Source organism: Nocardioides sp., assembly GCF_014360585.1.
Classification (GTDB): Bacteria; Actinomycetota; Actinomycetes; order Propionibacteriales; family Nocardioidaceae; genus Nocardioides.
The window spans coordinates 102,129-119,425 of record NZ_JACIXG010000006.1 but is presented as its reverse complement, the minus strand read 5'-3'; the positions used below and the strand labels follow the sequence as shown (position 1 = coordinate 119,425).

Annotated in this window: 18 protein-coding genes; 11 read left to right on the top strand and 7 right to left on the bottom strand. The window is 69.6% G+C overall.

Annotated features, from left to right (window positions below):
• The 3 genes from H5T77_RS03885 to H5T77_RS03875 all read right to left on the bottom strand — a co-directional run.
• Positions 1 to 263 (bottom strand): hypothetical protein (locus H5T77_RS03885; protein ID WP_292645280.1); only part of this gene is annotated, 263 nt, incomplete at its 3' end.
• A 22-nt stretch (positions 264 to 285) separates the two neighbouring features.
• The gene (purD, locus tag H5T77_RS03880) at positions 286 to 1,572 is read right to left on the bottom strand and encodes a phosphoribosylamine--glycine ligase (protein WP_292645277.1); all 1,287 of its coding nucleotides are present in this window, start codon (positions 1,570 to 1,572) and stop codon (positions 286 to 288) included.
• Positions 1,573 to 1,597: 25 nt separating this feature from the next.
• Positions 1,598 to 2,812, bottom strand: coding sequence for a DUF4032 domain-containing protein (locus H5T77_RS03875; protein WP_292645275.1), 1,215 nt, complete (start codon positions 2,810 to 2,812; stop codon positions 1,598 to 1,600).
• Positions 2,813 to 2,859: 47 nt separating this feature from the next.
• Between H5T77_RS03875 and purB the strand changes: the two genes are divergently transcribed.
• The 4 genes from purB (at position 2,860) to H5T77_RS03855 (ending at position 6,305) form a co-directional block, all read left to right on the top strand.
• On the top strand, positions 2,860 to 4,293 hold the full coding sequence (gene purB / locus H5T77_RS03870) for an adenylosuccinate lyase (RefSeq protein WP_292645272.1): 1,434 nt from the start codon (positions 2,860 to 2,862) through the stop codon (positions 4,291 to 4,293).
• Complete coding sequence (locus H5T77_RS03865; protein ID WP_292645291.1) at positions 4,290 to 4,691, top strand: NUDIX hydrolase; 402 nt, start codon at positions 4,290 to 4,292, stop codon at positions 4,689 to 4,691. The genes purB and H5T77_RS03865 overlap by 4 nt, the downstream gene beginning before the upstream one ends.
• 40 nt (positions 4,692 to 4,731) lie before the next feature.
• Positions 4,732 to 5,628, top strand: a complete 897-nt coding sequence (locus H5T77_RS03860; protein WP_292645270.1) for an oxygenase MpaB family protein — start codon at positions 4,732 to 4,734, stop codon at positions 5,626 to 5,628.
• Positions 5,629 to 5,726: 98 nt separating this feature from the next.
• Positions 5,727 to 6,305: a putative antibiotic biosynthesis monooxygenase gene (locus H5T77_RS03855; protein WP_292645268.1), complete on the top strand. Its 579-nt coding sequence runs from the start codon at positions 5,727 to 5,729 to the stop codon at positions 6,303 to 6,305.
• Between the two features lie 3 nt (positions 6,306 to 6,308).
• Here the strand turns inward: H5T77_RS03855 and H5T77_RS03850 are convergent, their stop codons facing one another.
• Positions 6,309 to 6,905 (bottom strand): hypothetical protein, encoded by a 597-nt coding sequence (locus H5T77_RS03850; RefSeq protein ID WP_292645266.1) that lies wholly within the window; start codon positions 6,903 to 6,905, stop codon positions 6,309 to 6,311.
• Positions 6,906 to 6,958: 53 nt separating this feature from the next.
• Here H5T77_RS03850 and H5T77_RS03845 point away from each other — a divergent pair, with 53 nt between their 5' ends.
• The 3 genes from H5T77_RS03845 (at position 6,959) to H5T77_RS03835 (ending at position 10,640) form a co-directional block, all read left to right on the top strand.
• Positions 6,959 to 7,867, top strand: a complete 909-nt coding sequence (locus tag H5T77_RS03845) for a phosphoribosylaminoimidazolesuccinocarboxamide synthase (protein WP_292645264.1) — start codon at positions 6,959 to 6,961, stop codon at positions 7,865 to 7,867.
• 130 nt (positions 7,868 to 7,997) lie between these two features.
• Positions 7,998 to 9,560 carry a long-chain-fatty-acid--CoA ligase gene (locus H5T77_RS03840; protein WP_292645262.1) on the top strand — a complete coding sequence of 521 codons (1,563 nt, stop codon included), beginning with the start codon at positions 7,998 to 8,000 and terminating at the stop codon, positions 9,558 to 9,560.
• A 153-nt stretch (positions 9,561 to 9,713) separates the two neighbouring features.
• A complete protein-coding gene (locus H5T77_RS03835) occupies positions 9,714 to 10,640 on the top strand; it encodes a type IV toxin-antitoxin system AbiEi family antitoxin domain-containing protein (RefSeq protein WP_292645261.1) in 927 nt (308 codons plus the stop codon).
• A gap of 132 nt (positions 10,641 to 10,772) precedes the next feature.
• On the opposite strand, the gene H5T77_RS03830 is transcribed toward H5T77_RS03835, so the two are convergent.
• Positions 10,773 to 12,005, bottom strand: a complete 1,233-nt coding sequence (locus H5T77_RS03830) for an MFS transporter (RefSeq protein ID WP_292645258.1) — start codon at positions 12,003 to 12,005, stop codon at positions 10,773 to 10,775.
• Between the two features lie 78 nt (positions 12,006 to 12,083).
• On the opposite strand from H5T77_RS03830, the gene purS reads away from it, so the two are divergent.
• On the top strand, positions 12,084 to 12,335 hold the full coding sequence (purS, locus tag H5T77_RS03825) for a phosphoribosylformylglycinamidine synthase subunit PurS (RefSeq protein ID WP_183547970.1): 252 nt from the start codon (positions 12,084 to 12,086) through the stop codon (positions 12,333 to 12,335).
• Positions 12,332 to 13,000: a phosphoribosylformylglycinamidine synthase subunit PurQ gene (purQ, locus tag H5T77_RS03820; RefSeq protein WP_292645251.1), complete on the top strand. Its 669-nt coding sequence runs from the start codon at positions 12,332 to 12,334 to the stop codon at positions 12,998 to 13,000. Before purS ends, purQ begins: the two co-directional genes overlap by 4 nt.
• A 100-nt stretch (positions 13,001 to 13,100) precedes the next feature.
• Here purQ and H5T77_RS03815 read toward each other — a convergent pair whose 3' ends face one another.
• Positions 13,101 to 14,456, bottom strand: a complete 1,356-nt coding sequence (locus H5T77_RS03815) for a glycoside hydrolase domain-containing protein (protein WP_292645249.1) — start codon at positions 14,454 to 14,456, stop codon at positions 13,101 to 13,103.
• Between the two features lie 92 nt (positions 14,457 to 14,548).
• Entirely contained in the window at positions 14,549 to 15,988 is a 1,440-nt protein-coding gene (locus tag H5T77_RS03810; RefSeq protein WP_292645247.1) for an MFS transporter, read from the bottom strand.
• A 171-nt stretch (positions 15,989 to 16,159) separates the two neighbouring features.
• Between H5T77_RS03810 and H5T77_RS03805 the strand changes: the two genes are divergently transcribed.
• Both H5T77_RS03805 and H5T77_RS03800 read left to right on the top strand, forming a co-directional pair.
• Positions 16,160 to 16,711 carry a TetR/AcrR family transcriptional regulator gene (locus H5T77_RS03805; protein WP_292645245.1) on the top strand — a complete coding sequence of 184 codons (552 nt, stop codon included), beginning with the start codon at positions 16,160 to 16,162 and terminating at the stop codon, positions 16,709 to 16,711.
• A 28-nt stretch (positions 16,712 to 16,739) separates the two neighbouring features.
• Entirely contained in the window at positions 16,740 to 17,246 is a 507-nt protein-coding gene (locus H5T77_RS03800) for a YflT domain-containing protein (protein ID WP_292645243.1), read from the top strand.
• Positions 17,247 to 17,297: the final 51 nt, after the last annotated feature.

Below are 17,297 nucleotides of genomic sequence, written 5' to 3'. Positions count from 1 at the left end.
GTGACCCGTCCGACCTTCAGGTCCACCCCGTGGGGCGGGTCGTCGCCGTCGGGCGAGGGAACGACATGACCGACGTTGTCCTGCTCCTTCAGTTCGCGCGCGGCGCGCGCGTTCCCGGGGTCGAAGACGTCGATGAAGCTGCCGAGCCCGTCGCCGATCCCGGAGGACACGCCGCGTCGCGAGGAGCGCAGTGCCTTGTTGCAGGCGGCGATGATGAGCCCGAGAACGACGACGACGGCCACGCCGAACACGACCCAGGTCATGCTCGGGAGACTACGCCCGGGCTCAAAGCAGCGAGGCGCCCTCGACCACTCCGAGCGGCTCGGCCGCGATGTCGGAGCGTCGCTGGAGACCGTCGAAGGTGATCAGGTCGGCGGCGGCGTAGGCCCGCGAGCGCGCGTCGTCGATGTCGTAGCCCTTGGCGCGGACCGCCAGCACGCGGCCGCCCGCGGTGACCAGGTGGCGGTGGTCGGGCTCCTCGGCCGTGGAGGCGTCCACGATCGCCGTGCCGGCGTGGATCACGTCCACGTCGTTGATCGAGTTGGCGTTTCCGGCGCCGGTGATGACGTCGCCCTTCGAGGAGGACTCCGGGTAGCCGGCCGAGGCCAGCACGACGGTCACCGAGGCGCCGTCGGAGAAGGTCGGCTCGGGGACGGTGTCCAGCGCGCCCGTCGCGGCCGCCAGGAGCAGGTCGCCGAGGGAGGACTCCAGAAGAGCCAGGACCGGCTGCACGTCGGGGTCACCGAAGCGGCAGTTGAACTCGATCACCTTCGGGCCCTTGGCGGTCAGCGAGAGCCCGACGTAGAGGCACCCGACGAACGGCGCGCCGCGCTTGGTCATCTCGGCGAGCGTCGGCTCGACGACCGTCTCGAGCACGACCGCCGCCAGGTCCGGCTGCGCCCACGGGAGCGGGGAGTAGGCACCCATCCCGCCGGTGTTGCCGCCCTTGCCGCCGTCGAAGATCCGCTTGAAGTCCTGCGCCGGCTGCAGGGCATAGGCGCGGGAGCCGTCGCAGATCGCGAACAGCGAGACCTCGGGGCCGTCGAGGAACTCCTCGATGACGACCCGCTCGCAGGCAGCCGCGTGGGCCAGCGCCTCGTCACGGTCACGCGTCACCACCACGCCCTTACCGGCGGCCAGAGCGTCGTCCTTCACGACGTACGGAGCGCCGAACTCGTCGAGCGCCGCGGCCGCCTCCTCGGGGGTGGTCGCGACCCGCGAGCCCGCGGTCGGGACGCCGGCGACCGACATCACGTCCTTGGAGAACGCCTTCGATCCCTCGAGCTGTGCGGCCGCCTGCGACGGCCCGAAGACGGCGATCCCGCTGTCGCGGACGGCGTCGGCGACCCCGGCCACCAGCGGCGCCTCGGGCCCGACGACGACCAGGTCCACGCCCAGCTCGCCCGCCAGCGAGGCGATCGCGGGACCGGACATGATGTCGACGTCCCGGAGCGTGGCGAACTGCGCGATCCCGGGGTTCCCGGGTGCGGCGTACACCTCGTTCCCCTCTTGGGAGAGCTTCAGAGCGAGCGCGTGCTCACGACCACCGGTGCCGACGACGAGGATCTTCACGGGGCCACCTTATGCAACCCGGCGCTCATTCCGCGGCGGGCGGGGTGACGGCCTCGTCGGGGCGGCTGTGGAGGACGTCCTCGTAGTAGGACTCGGCGGCGTTGATGAGCTTGACCCACTCGCCCGCGAACTGGGAGAGCACCCAGCGGTGCTCGAGGATCTCGTGGAACATCTGCGCCGGGGTGAGCTTGGCGGTGGCGCCGGACGGACGCATCGCGACGATGGGCTCGTAGACCTCGCGCAGCCAGCGGCCGGCGGCGACCTCGATCGGCAGGTCGCCGATCTCGCGGGTGGCGCGGAAGGCGGAGATGTCGTTGAGGATCCGCCTCGCCTGGGCGTCCTGGACGTCCAGCCCGGTCAGCGTACGCAGCTCGCGACGGTGGTGGCCGAGCTCGACCACCCGCGGGCGGAGGGCCACGGTGTCGCCGTCCTCGCTGGCGGTGATGTCGAGCTCCTCGACGTCGAAGCCGAGGTCGTGGAGGCGCTCGATGCGCTGCTCGATGTGCCACATCTCCTCGGCGGAGAAGACCTGCTCCTCGGTGAGCTCGCGCCAGAGCACGTCGTAGCGGCTCTGCAGCCGCTCGACGATCGCGTCGATCGGGAAGGCCTCCGGCAGCGCTTCGCTCGCCTGCAGGTCGAGCAGCTCGCCGAAGATGTTCTGGCAGGCGACCTCGATGTCGTACTCGCGCAGCCGGTCAGAGAGCTCGGCCTTCAGCTCCCCGGTCTCGGCGTCGACCAGGTAGGCGGCGAACCCGGCCGCGTCGCGGACGAAGAGGACGTTCGACAGGGACACGTCGCCCCAGTAGAAGCCGGCCAGGTGGAGGCGGACGAGCAGGACCACGAGGGCATCGATCAGGCTGGGGAGCCGGTCGGCGGCCATGCCCCGCTCGAACAGCGCGCGGTAGGGGAGCGAGTAGGTGAGGTGCTCGGTCATCAGCGCGGCGCGGAGCTCGTTGCCGTCGTGGTCCGTGCGACCGGTGACGACGCTCTTGGCGACCACCGTCGGTAGACCGAGGCGCTGCAGCTCGCGCAGCATGTCGTACTCGCGTCGCGCGATGTCGGCCTGGGTCTCCTTGACGGCGTAGAGGTGGTTGCGCACGCGCACGATGCGTACGACATGGCGGCTCAGGCCACGCGTCAGCGGCACCACGACATCGTCTGGCCAGTCCTCCAGGGCCTGAGACCAGGGGAGGGTGTAGATCGCCGGGTCGGGCCGCCTGGCGAGGATCTGCAGAGCCATACCGCCACGTTAGTGGGGTGGGCATCGAACATGGGAGAATGTTCGCCGTGACTGTCGTGCCCAACGTTCTCGCCAACCGCTATGCGGCCGCCGACCTCGCCGGGATCTGGAGCCCTGAGCACAAGATCGTGCTCGAGCGACAGCTCTGGATCGCGGTGCTCAAGGCCCAGAAGGATCTCGGCATCGAGGTCCCCGACGGGGTCGTGGAGGCGTACGAGAAGGTCGTCGCCCAGGGCGAGGCCGGTGTCGACCTCGACTCGATCGCGGCCCGTGAGCGGGTGACGCGTCACGACGTGAAGGCGCGGATCGAAGAGTTCGCCGCGCTGGCCGGTCACGAGCACATCCACAAGGGCATGACGTCGCGGGACCTGACCGAGAACGTCGAGCAGCTCCAGGTGCTCTCCTCGCTGAAGCTGATCCGCGACCGTGCCGTCGCGACGCTGGCGCGCCTTGGCCGGCTGGCCAGCGAGCACGAGACCACCGTCATGGCCGGCCGGTCGCACAATGTCGCTGCCCAGGCGACGACGCTCGGCAAGCGGTTCGCGACCGTCGCCGACGAGATGCTCGTCGGCCTCCAGCGGGTCGAGGAGCTCATCGCCCGCTACCCGCTGCGCGGGATCAAGGGCCCGATGGGCACGGCTCAGGACATGCTCGACCTGCTCGACGGCGATGCCTCGAAGCTCGCCGTCCTGGAGGAGCGGGTCGCGGCCCACCTCGGCTTCGACAACGTCTTCACCTCGGTCGGCCAGGTCTACCCGCGCTCCCTCGACTTCGATGCGGTCTCGGCGCTGGTCCAGCTGGTCTCCGGCCCCTCCAACCTGTCGACCACGATCCGGCTGATGGCCGGCAACGAGCTGGTCACCGAGGGCTTCAAGGAGGGCCAGGTCGGCTCGTCGGCGATGCCCCACAAGATGAACTCGCGCTCCACCGAGCGGGTCAACGGCCTCTCGGTCGTGCTGCGCGGCTACCTCTCGATGATCTCCGAGCTGGCCGGCGACCAGTGGAACGAGGGCGACGTCTCCGACTCGGTCGTGCGCCGCGTCGCGCTCCCGGACGCGTTCTTCGCCGCCGACGGTCTCTTCCAGACCTTCCTGACGGTGCTCGACGAGTTCGGTGCCTTCCCTGCCGTGATCCAGCGCGAGCTCGACCGCTACCTGCCGTTCCTGGCGACCACCAAGGTGCTGATGGCCGCCGTCCGCAACGGCGTCGGGCGCGAGGAGGCGCACGAGGCGATCAAGGAGGCCGCCGTCGGCACCGCGCTGTCGATGCGCAAGGGGCAGGTCGAGAACGACGTCTTCGCCAAGCTCGGCGCCGACGCTCGCCTCGGGCTGACCCAGGAGCAGATCACCTCGCTGGTCGCGGCGCCGATCGAGTTCACCGGTGCCGCCGTCGCGCAGGTGCAGGAGGTCGTACGCCGCGTGGAGGCCGTCACGGCCCGCTACCCCGAGGCCGCCGCCTACGCTCCTGGCGAGATCCTCTGAACCCCGTCATCACCGTCGCGGCGGTCGTCTTCCGTGACCGTGACGGGCGGATGCTGACCGTCCGCAAGAGCGGCACCACGAAGTTCATGCTCCCCGGCGGGAAGCTGGAGCCGGGGGAGTCGGCCGCGGAGGCGGCCGTCCGCGAGGTGGCGGAGGAGCTCGGCGTACGGCTCGGGGTCCAGGACCTCACGCTGCTCGGTGAGTTCGAGGCGGACGCCGCCAACGAGCCGGGCCATCTGGTGCGCTCGACCGTCTTCACCTGGGCCGGCGAGGTGACGCCGGACGCCGCCTCCGAGATCGCGGAGCTGCGATGGGCGAGCCTGGCCGAGATCACCGAGGGTGCGGAGTTCGCGCCGTTGACCAGGGAGTACGTCGTTCCGGCGCTCGAGCCCGCCTGAACCACCGGTCGTCGGACCCGGACGGTGGCAGACTGTCGGTATGCCTGGGTACTTCGCCGCAGACTCGATGGTGGTCCGTGCGATGCGCCAGCGGGCCGTCGGACTGACCTGGGGTCAGCGGGCGCTGATGCTCGGTGGGCTGCACCCGCGACTCTTCGTCGGCACCGCCCAGCACACGGCCCACCGGACGACGCCCTACACCCGGCTCGCGCTGACCGCTCGGCTGATGGAGACGGTCTTCCTCGGCAGCAAGGAGGAGGCCGACCGGGCGCTCGCGTTCACGGCGAAGCGGCACATACCCGTCGAAGGAGCGATGGCGGTCGACGGCGGCCCCACCCATCCCGCGGGTTCGCCCTACTCCGCAGCAGACCCCGGGCTGATGTGGTGGACGGCGGCGTTCGCGCTGGACTCGACAGAGTTCATGTACGACGCCCTGGTCCGCCCGCTCCGTCCGGCCGAGCGTGAGGAGCTCTTCGACGACTTCGTGACCTGGGCCGGCCTCTTCGGCATGCCCGCCTCGGCCGCGCCGGCGTCCTATCCCGACTTCCGCCGTCGTTTCGACTCCTGGCTCGCGTCGGACGAGCCGCACCTGGTCGAGGAGGCCCGCCTGGTCGGGCGCCACATCGCCGGCACCGCCGGCTACCACCTCCCGGGTGGGTCGCTGACCTCCGAGACGCTCCGGACCGTCGTCCAGGGGAGCCTCCCGCCGCTCGTCCGGGAGCGCTACGGCATCCCGTGGTCGCCCGCCCAGGAGACTAGATGGCGTGCCGTACGCACCGCCAGCCGCCTGGCTCACGGCCGGCTCTCGCTCCTCGGGCCGACACCGCTGCTGCGGGGGCGGAGCGAGCGCTTCTACAAGGTCGTCCAGCGGGGCGAGCAGGCCCTGGTACGCCGCGGCGGCGTCAGCATCCCCGGGGTCTCCGACGTCGCCGTCTGACCCCTCAGCCGCCGGATCGGTTTGATCTTCGCCACAGAAGGGCCGCAAACCCACGCGACGGATCGGAAAGTGGCGGATCTGCCTGCGACGATGACGGCATGTCCGATCCGGTAACCGTGACCATCGCCCGACGAGTCGCTGTGGAGCGTCGCGACGAGATGGTCGCCTGGATGCAGGCCGGCATCCGGCTGGCCAGCGAGTTCCCCGGCTTCCTCGGCGCGGGCTGGGTGCGGCCGTCGCCGGCGTCCGACCAGTGGCACCTGCTCTACCGCTTCGACTCCCACGAGACCCTGGGCAGCTGGGACACCAGCCGTCAGCGCGCCTGGTGGCTGGGTGCGGGCGAGCCGTTCGTCGAGGAGACCACGATCGAGCGGCGTACCGGCATCGAGGGGTGGTTCGACCCGCCGAGCACCTACGACGTCGAGCAGGTCTCCGGGGTCGCGACCGCGCCGGCGCGGTGGAAGCAGACGATCACGATCTTCCTGATGTTCTATCCGGTCAGCCTGCTCGCCAACTGGCTGATCGGGCCGCTCACCACCGACTGGTCGCTGCCGCTGAAGGTGCTCTCCGTGATGGTCGTGACGGTGCCGTTCATGACCTACTTCGGGCTGCCGTGGATCACCCGCAACATGGAGTGGTTCCTGCACGGCCGCCCGGCGCCCTGGCGGCGCGGCTGACGCTCAGGCCAGCGCCTCGCCGCCGTGGGTGGCGAGCTTGCGGGCGACCTCGGCGAGGTCGGCGCGCCAGAGCTCCTCGGGGCCGGGCGGCAGGATGTCGTCCCAGTCGGGGGAGAAGCTGCCGCGTACGGAGGGCAGGTCCTTCGGGCGGGCCAGGAACCACATGTGCAGGTGCTCGGCGCCGTCGCCGATGCGCATCGCGTGACAGCGGGCGATGTTCGGCAGGCTCTCCACGATCCGGGCGATCCGCACGGTGAGGACCCCGAACTCGGCCGCCTGGTGCTCGTCGAGATCGGGCAGGTCGTAGTGCTCGAGCGGCTCGAGGATCAGCACCAGCGGCAGCCCGGACTGCTCCAGGTGCTTGACCCGCCAGCTCTCGTCCTGCCAGATCACGCCCGGCAGCTCGGTGCCGCACAGGTTGCAGTCCACCCCGCCCTCACCGCGGCGCGGCTCCTCGGGGGCCGGGGGAGCGAGCGGCTTGGGCGAGATCTCCCCGTCGCGTACGACCCACGGGAAGACGTCCCATTCGGTCACGCTCGGTGCGGGCAGCTCCCCAGCGGCCTGGACCCGGGCGTAGATCTGTTCAGCTGTCTCGGCCATGGCTCGAACGATGCCACAGTGGGCGAAGCCCGCCCATCTCTTAGGCTGATCCCGTGGCTGAACTCAACATCCCGCCGGCGCCGGCGATCCCGGGCGCGAAGCACCTTCACTCCGGCAAGGTGCGCGACCTCTACGAGCTCGAGGAGGGTCCGTACGCGGGCCAGCTCCTGATGGTCGCCAGCGACCGCATCTCGGCCTTCGATCACGTCTTCGACACGGTCATCCCGGACAAGGGCGAGATCCTCACCAAGCTCTCGCTGTGGTGGTTCGAGCAGTTCGAGGACCTGGTGCCGACCCATGTCCTCTCCACCGACGTGCCGGAGTCGGTGGCCGGCCGCGCCGTGGTCGCCCAGAAGCTCCACATGCTGCCCGTCGAGTGCGTCGCGCGTGGCTACCTGACCGGTTCGGGCCTGCGCGAGTACGAGACCACCGGCGAGGTCTGCGGCATCCGCCTGCCGGACGGCCTGGTCGACGGCTCCCGGCTGACCCCGCCGATCTTCACCCCGGCGACCAAGGCCGAGCTCGGCGACCACGACGAGAACGTCACCTACGAGTACGTCTCGAAGCTGATCGGCGAGGACGACGCCGCCGCGGTGCGCCGACTGACCCTGGCGGTCTATCAGCGCGCCGACGAGATCGCCCGCGGCTGCGGCCTCATCCTGGCCGACACGAAGTTCGAGTTCGGCGTACGCCAGGACGACCTCGGCATCCGCACCATCGTGCTCGCCGACGAGGTGCTCACGCCGGACTCGTCCCGCTACTGGGACGCGAGCCAGTGGCACCCCGGCTCCGCGATCCCGAGCTTCGACAAGGACGTCATCCGTCGCTGGCTGCTCTCGCCCGAGGCCGGCTGGGACCGCGCCGCCGGCGGTCCGCCGCCGGAGCTGCCCGAGGAGATCGTCGCCCGCACGCGGGCGAAGTACGTGGAGGCGTACGAGAAGCTCACCGGCCACCGCTTCTGAGGCGCCCGGGTTCTGAGGCGCCCAGGCAAAGTTTCAGGGACGCGTGTCGCACTAAAACCGAGACGTTGTTCCCTGAGGGGCTACGCGCGGGTAGGTTGTGACGCGTAGCACGCACACCACTGGAGGCCAAGTGTCCACGTACAACCTTGCTTCGCTGCTGGAAGACTCCGCGGCGAACCACCCCGAGCGCACCGCGATCGTCCTGGGCGACACCCGCCTGAGCTATGCCCAGATCAACGGCGCCGCGAACCAGGTCGCGAACCTGCTGGCGAGCAAGGGCATCGGCGCAGGCGACCGGGTTGCCCTGATGAGCCCGAACCTGCCCTACTTCCCGATGATCTACTTCGGTATCCTCAAGGCCGGCGCCACCGTCGTACCGCTCAACGTGCTCCTCAAGGGCCGCGAGGTGGCCTACCACCTCAAGGACTCCGACGCGAAGGCTCTCTTCGCGTTCCAGGGCACTCCTGAGCTGGCCATCGGCGCCGAGGCGCACGCCGGTGCGCAGGAGGCCGGGGTCGAGGACTTCTTCCTGATCACCGCCGACCCGACCGCCCCGTCGCCGATCGAGGGCGTCACGACGCTCGGCCAGGGGATCGCGGCCCAGCAGCCGACCTTCGACACGGCGGCCACCGACGAGGACGACACCGCGGTCATCCTCTACACCTCGGGCACCACCGGGCAGCCCAAGGGCGCCGAGCTGCGCCACCGCAACATGCGCGACAACGCGATGTCGGGGGCCGACCTCTTCGGCGCCGACGCCGAGCGCCCGGACACCTACCTCGCCGTGCTGCCGCTCTTCCACGCGTTCGGCCAGTCCGTCGTGCAGAACGGCGCCTTCGCCTTCGGTGGCACCGTCGTGCTGCTGCCGCGCTTCGACGCCGCGGCCGCGCTGGCGACGATGCTCAAGGAGAGCGTGACCTTCTTCGCCGGCGTCCCGACGATGTACTGGGGCCTCCTCGGCGCTCTCTCCGAGGACACCGACGTCGCCACGCTCGCCAAGAACCTCCGCCTCGCCGTCGCCGGTGGCTCCGCTCTCCCGGTCGAGATCCACAAGGAGTTCGAGAAGCGCTTCGGAGTCTCCATCCTCGAGGGCTACGGCCTCTCCGAGACCTCGCCGGTGGCGTCGTTCTCGGTCTTCGGCCAGCCGGTGCGTCCGGGCTCGATCGGTGTCCCGATCCCCGGCGTCGAGATGAAGCTCATCGACCCCGCGTCCTGGGACGAGGTCGAGTGGACCCCCGACACCATCGGTGAGATCGCGATCAAGGGCCACGCCATCTTCAAGGGCTATTACAACCGCCCCGAGGCCACCGCCGAGGTGCTCACCGAGGACGGCTGGTTCCGCTCCGGCGACCTCGCCAAGCGTGACGAGGACGGGTGGTACTACATCGTCGACCGCGCCAAGGAGCTCATCATCCGCGGCGGCTTCAACGTCTACCCGCGCGAGATCGAAGAGGTCCTGCTGACCCACCCGGCGATCTCGCTCGCGGCCGTGATCGGCGTCCCGCACGACTCCCACGGCGAGGAGATCAAGGCCGTCCTCGTGCTCAAGCCTGGCGCCTCCGCGACCCCCGAGGAGATCATCGCCTGGGCCAAGGAGCAGATGGCGAGCTACAAGTACCCGCGCATCGTCGAGATCGTCGACGCCCTGCCGATGACCGCCACCGGCAAGATCCTCAAGCGCGAGCTCAAGTAGGACATCTCGTACGCCGGCAGCAGCCGTAGCTCGAAGATCGCAGTCACCTGGTGGCTGCGATCTTCGAGTTTGTGCGTGGGGAGCTGTTCCTCGGGATATGAATGCCATATGAGGGACTCCGGGGACTCTAAGCAGCCGTTCGACCATGACGGGATGGAACGGTTGCGCGACGAGATCCAGGGCGGAGTCATCTCCAGGAGACAGCTGCGCGAGCTGCACGCCGAGGACCACGACATCCGTCGCCTCGTACGAAACCGTGAGCTCGCGGTGATCCACCCAGGGGTCTACGTCAATCACACCGGCAACCCGACCTGGGGTCAGCGCGCCTGGGCGGCGGTGCTGGCGTGCTGGCCCGCCGCGCTGACCGGGCGCTCTGCCCTGCCGAAGCCCCCGGAGCGGGGGCCGATCGAGGTGATGGTCCCGATGAGTCGCACCGTGCGCGCACCCGACGGCGTGATCGTCCGGCGACGCGCTCGTTTCGACGGGTACGTCGACTGGGCCGCCTTCCCGCCCAGGCAGCTCCTCGCGGAGGCGGCCATCGACACTGCTGTCGACGCCGGCGGTGTCCCGGAGGCGTTCGCCACGCTCGCCGATCTGGTCCAGAGGAAGGTGATCAGGCCCGCGTCGCTCATCGAAGCCCTGGGCCATCGCAGGCGGATGCCTGATCGGCAGCTGATGGTCGGGTTGCTCGAGGACCTGAAGGCAGGCGCGTGCTCTGTGCTCGAGCGTGAATATCTGAGACGTGTCGAGCGCGCCCATGGCCTGCCGCCGGGGGAGCGGCAGGCCGCCGACTCGATCGCGGGAGTCTCGGTCGAGCGTGATGTCATCTATGCGGCGTACGGCTTGGTCGTCGAGCTCGACGGCCGCGCCTTTCACCGCAGCGCGGCCGCCTGGGACGCCGACCACGCACGTGACCTCGACGCTGCGGTCGCTCGCAACCTGCGCACGGTCCGGCTCACCTACGGGCAGGTTCTCGGCGCCCCGTGCCGGACTGCCACCCGCATCGGTGAGCTGCTCGGTCGCGGCGGTTGGCCGGGCGAGGTGACGCCGTGCTCGGACTGCTCACCGGACCCTGACTAACTCGAAGATCGCAGTCATCTGGTGGCTGCGATCTTCGAGCTTGTGGCCACGTAGTGCCACAGGTCTGGCGCCGCGCGGAGCACTGCGATGACTGCCACGATCGTGAGGCCGCCGCCCTGGGGCAAGGTCGAGCTAAACGGCGTCCCGATCCGTACGAAACGTGAGCATCTGGCGCGAGGTGGCGCCTACGGCGGCCAGTGCGAGGAGGCAGGCGATGCCACCGCTGACCAGGGCGAACGAGCCCGAGGTCAGCTCGGCGACACCGCCGCCGCGAAGGTTGCCGACCTCCGGGCCGCCGGCACCGACGATCATCTCGACCGCGGCGGTGCGGCCGCGCAGGTCGTCGGGCACGGCGATCTGGATCAGGGTCCCGCGGGTGACCACGCTGACCGAGTCCGCGGCACCGGCGATCGCGAGCAGGACCAGACACAGCCAGGCCGAGGTGGCCAGTCCGACGGCGCCGAGACTGGCGCCCCACACGGCCGCGGCGCCGATCGTGATCAGGCCGGGCCGGCTGCGCCTCGTGAAGGAGCCGGACATGAGCGAGGCCGCGACACCGCCGACCGCGATCGCGGTCAGGAACAGCCCGAGCGTACGTGGGTCGCCGCCGAACCGCTCCTCGTTGATCAGCGGGAACAGGCTCACCGGCATCGCCAGGACAGTGGCTGCCAGATCGACGAGGAGCACGCCGCGGACGACCGGCTGGGTGGCTGCGAAGCGCAGTCCCTCGAGGACTCCGCCGCCGTTCGTCCTGGTCACGGGGGCGAGGCGGGGGAGTCCGACGACGCCGAGGAGACCGGCGACGAAGGAGAGCGAGTCGACGGCGTACGCGACCTCCAGGCCCGCATAGCCGATGATCAGCCCACCCAGCGCTGGGCCCACGAGCATCGACCCCTGGAAGCTCAGCCGGTTGAGGGCGAGCCCGGCGGCCACCTGGTCGGTGGGGAGCAGTCGCGGGATCACGCCCATGCCTGCGGGGGCGGCGACCGAGCGGGCGGCGGCCATGAGCGCGACCAGCACGAGGACAGGGGCGAGCGAGGACGATGAGGTGCCCAGCCACAGCGCCTGGGCCGTCAGCAGCAGCGCCAGCACGATCTGGACGATGGTGGTGACGATCAGGATCGAGCGCCGGTCCGCCCGGTCCGCCACCGCACCGCCCCAGAGGCCGACGACCAGCATCGGCACGAGCTGGGCGAGCGCGACGCTGCCGGACCAGAAGGGGCTGTGGGTCGTCTCCCAGACCTGATACATCACCGCGACGATCGCGATCTGCCCGCCGAGGCCGGACACCGCCCGCCCGATGAAGAACCGGCGGAAAGTCCGAGACGTACGCAGCGGTGCGATGTCGATCAGGAGATGGCGCACGAGGACCGACAGTAGATCCCGGAGCTGCCGATAGCGATCGGTTTAGGTGAGCGGCATGCTGCCACATACACTGCAGCCATGCCTCGCGTTGTCGTCGACGTCATGCCCAAGCCCGAGATTCTCGACCCGCAGGGGAAGGCCGTTCTCGGCGCCCTGCCGCGGCTCGGGTTCACCGGGGTCACCGAGGTCCGTCAGGGCAAGCGGTTCGAGCTGGAGATCCCTGAGATCACCGACGACGCGCTCGCCCAGATCGAGAAGCTCGCCGAGACCTTCCTCGCCAACACGGTGATCGAGAACTTCGTCGTCCGCGTGGAAGAGCCGGCCAAGTGAAGATCGGCGTCATCACCTTCCCGGGCACGCTCGACGACGTCGACGCGCAGCGCGCGGTCCGTGTCGGCGGCAACGAGGCCGTCGCGCTCTGGCACGGCGACCACGACCTGCAGGGCGTCGACGCGGTGATCCTGCCGGGCGGCTTCTCCTACGGTGACTACCTGCGCTGCGGCGCCATCTCCCGCTTCGCGCCGATCATGACCGAGGTCATCGAGGGTGCGCAGAAGGGTCTGCCGGTGCTCGGCATCTGCAACGGCTTCCAGATGCTCGTCGAGTCCCACCTGCTCCCCGGCGGCCTGCTGCGCAACGACCACCTCAAGTTCATCTGCCGTGACCAGAAGCTGCGCATCGAGAACACCTCGACCGCCTGGACCTCTGCGTTCACGCAGAACCAGGAGATCGTGGTGCCGCTGAAGAACGGCGAGGGTCAGTACGTCGCCGACGCCGATACCATCAAGCGGCTCGAGGACGAGGGCCGCGTCGTCGCGCGCTACCTCGACGTCAACCCCAACGGCTCGGTCAACGACATCGCCGGCATCACCAACGAGGCCGGCAACGTAGTCGGCCTGATGCCCCACCCCGAGCACGCCGTGGAGACCCTCACCGGCTCCGGCACCGACGGCCTCGGCTTCTTCACCTCGCTGGCCGAGAAGGCCTTCGCCTGAGGCAGTTCCTCCGTCAAGGTATGCAGGTCAAGGCACACATCCCGTGCGGAGTTCCGCTAGGGGCGTGAGCCTTCGGCTGCATACCTTGACGGGGGCCAGCTCAGCGGCCCCGCGACAGGTCGTACCAGGTGACGGCCGTTGCCATGCCGTTGGTCGTGCGCCCGAGGCGCCGCTGGTAGGCGACCAGGCCGACGTGGGTGTTCCAGTCGAGCACCCCGGTGACCTTGACCCTTTCTCCAGTGCGGGTGGTGGAGTTGAGGGCACGCTGGAGGTCGCGGACCTGGTCGCCGGCGGAGCCGCGCTTCAGGATCGGGTGCCGGTTGGCGGCCCACAGCGTCTTCCAGGCGCCGCGGGTCCACAGGTCGCGGACTGCCAGGCCGTGACTGCGCTGCCAGTTGTGGACCGCGGAGCGCAGTGCGGAGCCGTAGTAGCCGCTCATCACTCCGTTGAAGGTGCCGCGGGTCTTGAGTATGCACTTGAGCGCCTTCACGTACGACGCCGGCGGTGTGTAGGTCGACGTAGCCGGCTTGAGGTCGGGGTAGTAGGCGAAGTCGACGCGTACGCCACCGCACCGGACCACCGCCGGCGCGTAGGAGCCGCGACCGACGTCGAGATAGTCGGAGTCGATGTTGATCGTGACGCCACCGTGGGTCTCGTCGTGGCCACCTCGATACTGTTTGACCCGGTCGTGGTCGCTCCACACCGAGTCCGGGATGTACGTCGTCGAGGTGTTGGCGCGGCCGTCCCAGTCGGCGATCCAAAGGTCGGCGGGATAGGTGAACCCGCTCGGCTGGGCTCGCCAGACGTCGTAGATCGCCTTGATCCCAGACGCCGCGCTGGAGTACATCGCCGAGCGGTAGCCGAGCACCTTGATCCGGTAGCTCCACGCCGAGATGAACCACATCGCCGACTCGCGGCAGACCCGGTCGGTGATGTCGAAGGCCTCGAGGTCGTAGAACATCGTGCTGCCGGCTGCGATCCCGTAGCCCTTGGCCGCGGTGACCGCCGCGTTGGCCTCGTTGATCGCCTGGCGTCTGGCCGCGGCGTACTGGCCGGCCGGATCAGGGTTGATCTTCGGATCGTCGCCGTAGCGCGGATAGCGAGGGTTGCACGAGGCCTGCGGGCCGAGCGTGATCGACAGCAGCCGCCACCCGCGCGCCTGCTGGTTGCGCACCCAGGTGGCCGAGAGATGCGTCTGGGTGCGGCAGGCGCGCGACCTGCCGGAGATGTAGATGCCCACGCCGGTGAAGTTCGAGTCCTTCCACCATCGGTCCATCGCGGTCTGCGACGGAGCCTGGCACTGGTCGAATCCGAAGCCGGTGAAGTTGCCCGGAGTGACCGGGTTGGCGGCCGTCGCGGGGCCGGCCGAAGCCAGCCCCGCGACGGCCATGATGCCTGACATGACACCGGCGGCGAGGATGCGCCGGGTGCCCCTGAATCGAGTGAAAACCCCCATGCTTTGTCAATAGCAGGCCCGCTGCCTCGGGCGTCAGGGGCCGAACGACTCGTGCCCTGGGTCCTATGTCCCCGATGTCGTGCGCGGTGATCTCAGTCGGTCTCGACGGCCGCTCGCCCGGCGACGTACGAACGTCTCCCGGAGGGTCGGCGGAGCACCACGCTCAGCGAGGCGATGACGCCAAGTGCACCCAGAGCGGCAGCTGCGTAGAAGGCCTCGCGCATACCCGGGACGACCTCGCCGGGGGTGCCGTTGGCGACGTAGACCGAGGCGATCACGGCCAGACCGATGGCGCCACCGAGCTGCTGCATCGTCTGCACCAGGCCCGATGCCGCGCCGGCGTGGGCGGCGTCGACTCCCTCCAGGCCGAGGGCCGTGGTGGAGGTGAAGACGAGGGAGGCGAAGGCGCCGTTGAGGAGGAACGGAGCCAGGACGGCGCCGGCGTACGTGCTGGTCTCGGTGAGCGTGCTCAGCCACACGAACGAGCCGGTCAGGCCCGTGGCACCGAGGACGAGCACGCCGGGCATGCCGATCCGGGCCGCGATCCGAGGCGCCACCCGGGACATCGCGAAGATCATCAGGGTGAGCGGCAGGAACGCCAGACCGGAGGCGAGCGGCCCCAGACCCAGCGCGCCCTGCAGGTAGATCACGGTGAGGTAGAACGTCGCGAACTGGGCACCGACCAGCCCGACCGCGGCGATGAAGGCGGCGACGCGGCGATGGCTGTCGAAGAGCTGGAGCTGCAGCAGCGGGTGAGCGACGCGACGCTCGGTCACCACGAGGGCGACCAGCAGGAGCAGGCCGACGACGATGCCGCCGATCGTGCGCGCGGAGGTCCAGCCGTGCTCGGGGGCGCCGATCAGCGACCACACGATCGCGGCCGCACCGCCGGTGGCGGTCACCGCGCCTACGATGTCGAAGCGTCCAGGTCGCGGTGCGGTCTCGGAGACGAGACGGCCGACGAGGGCGAGCACGACGAGGCCGATCGGTACGTTGATGAACAGCGTCCAGCGCCACGACGCGATGTCGGTGAGGATGCCGCCGAGGATCAGCCCGATCGAGGCACCGCTGGAGGAGACCGCCGCGAAGAGCGCGATCGCCTTGGCGCGACCGGCCTCGTCCTTCGCGGAGGTGGTCAGCAGGGCGAGCACCTGAGGCGCGGCGATCGCGGCCCCGAAGCCCTGCAGCGCGCGGGCGATGACCAGCAGGTCGTCGGTCGGTGCGAGCCCGCCGGCCAGGGAGAAGATGGTGAAGACGGCGAGGCCGGCCACGAACGTACGCCGCCTGCCGAAGACGTCGCCGAGGCGACCGCCGAGCAGCAGCAGGCCGCCGAAGGCGAGGGAGTAGCCGTTGAGCACCCAGGTGAGGGCCGCCGGGGTGAACTCGAGATCGCCGGCGATCCGGGGGAGTGCGACGTTCACGACGGCCGAGTCGAGCACGATCATCAGCTGGGCGACCAGGACCAGGGCGATCCCGGCGCCGGCGGCCTTGGTGGCCGCGGGTGGCTTGGGTGGTGCCACGGTGGATGTCATTCAAGAGCTCCTGTTGGAGACGGAGGAGGAGTACAGTGAAACGGAGACATGCTCCGCTTAATTGAGATTAGCGGAGAGAGTCTCCGATTAGCAACGGATTTGAATGCTGCGGCGAAGACTGCTGTTAACTTGAGGGCCCGCATCCCTGCGGGAGCCACTGAGGAGGTCCGGATGAGAGCCGACGCGCAGCGCAACCGCGAGCGGCTGATCGAGGTCGCTCACGAGGTCTTCAAGGAGCGCGGTCTGGACGCGCCCCTGGACGAGGTCGCTCGGCGTGCCGGCGTCGGTCCAGGCACCCTCTACCGTCACTTCCCCACTCGCGAGGCGCTCCACGAGGCGATCATGGCGACGTGGATCGAGGAGGTCGCCGGACAGGTCGAGAAGGCGATGGCGACCGAGGGCGGGTGCCGGGAGAAGCTGCTCGCCTGGTTCGAGGAGTACGTCGCTCTGCTGACCCGCCACCAGGGCGCCGCCGCCAAGATCACGGCCTCGCTGGGCTGTCAGGACTCGCCGCTGCGCACCAAGTGCCAGACCTACGCCGACGCCAACGAGAGTGTTCTCGCAGAGATGGCCGACCACGGCGTGCTGCGTGAGGGTGTCGACAACCTCGACGTGTGCCGCCTCCTCGGCGGCGTCGCGACCATGGCCGACCACTCCTCGCTCGCCCCCGAGGACGTACGTCCCATGCTCGACGTCATCGCCAACGGCGTGCTCAAGGCCTGACTCGCCGGCCGTGGGGCACACTGGGGGCATGTCCTTCAACTCGCCGGTCCGCAACCCGCAGAGCCCGCTGAAGCTGGAGTTTCCCCAGTCGCTCGCGACCTACGACGACTACGCCGCCGCGCAGAAGACGGTCGACTTCCTCGCCGACCACGAGTTCCCGGTCGAGAACTGCATGATCGTCGGCACCGAGCTGAAGCAGATCGAGCGGATCACCGGCCGCCTCACCTGGAGCAAGGTCGCCCTCGCCGGCGTTCTCTCCGGAGCCTGGCTCGGTGTCTTCGTCGGCCTGATCATGTCGCTCTTCGGTGACGACAACTTCCTGTTCATCCTGCTGTCGACGATGCTCCTCGGCGTCGTCTTCGGCCTCATCTGGTCGCTGATCGGCTACGCCGCCACCCGCGGCACCCGCGACTTCTCGAGCGTCAAGGTCATCGTGCCGACGAAGTATGAGGTCCTGGTCGAGCACAAGGTCGCGGCCCGGGCTCGCGAGCTCCTCGCCGGTCTCCCCGGCGCTCTCCCCAACCCGTTCGCCTGAGCGCACGCCTGTGGGGTTGTGAAGCTGAGAGTGGTCTATAGGTCACTCTCG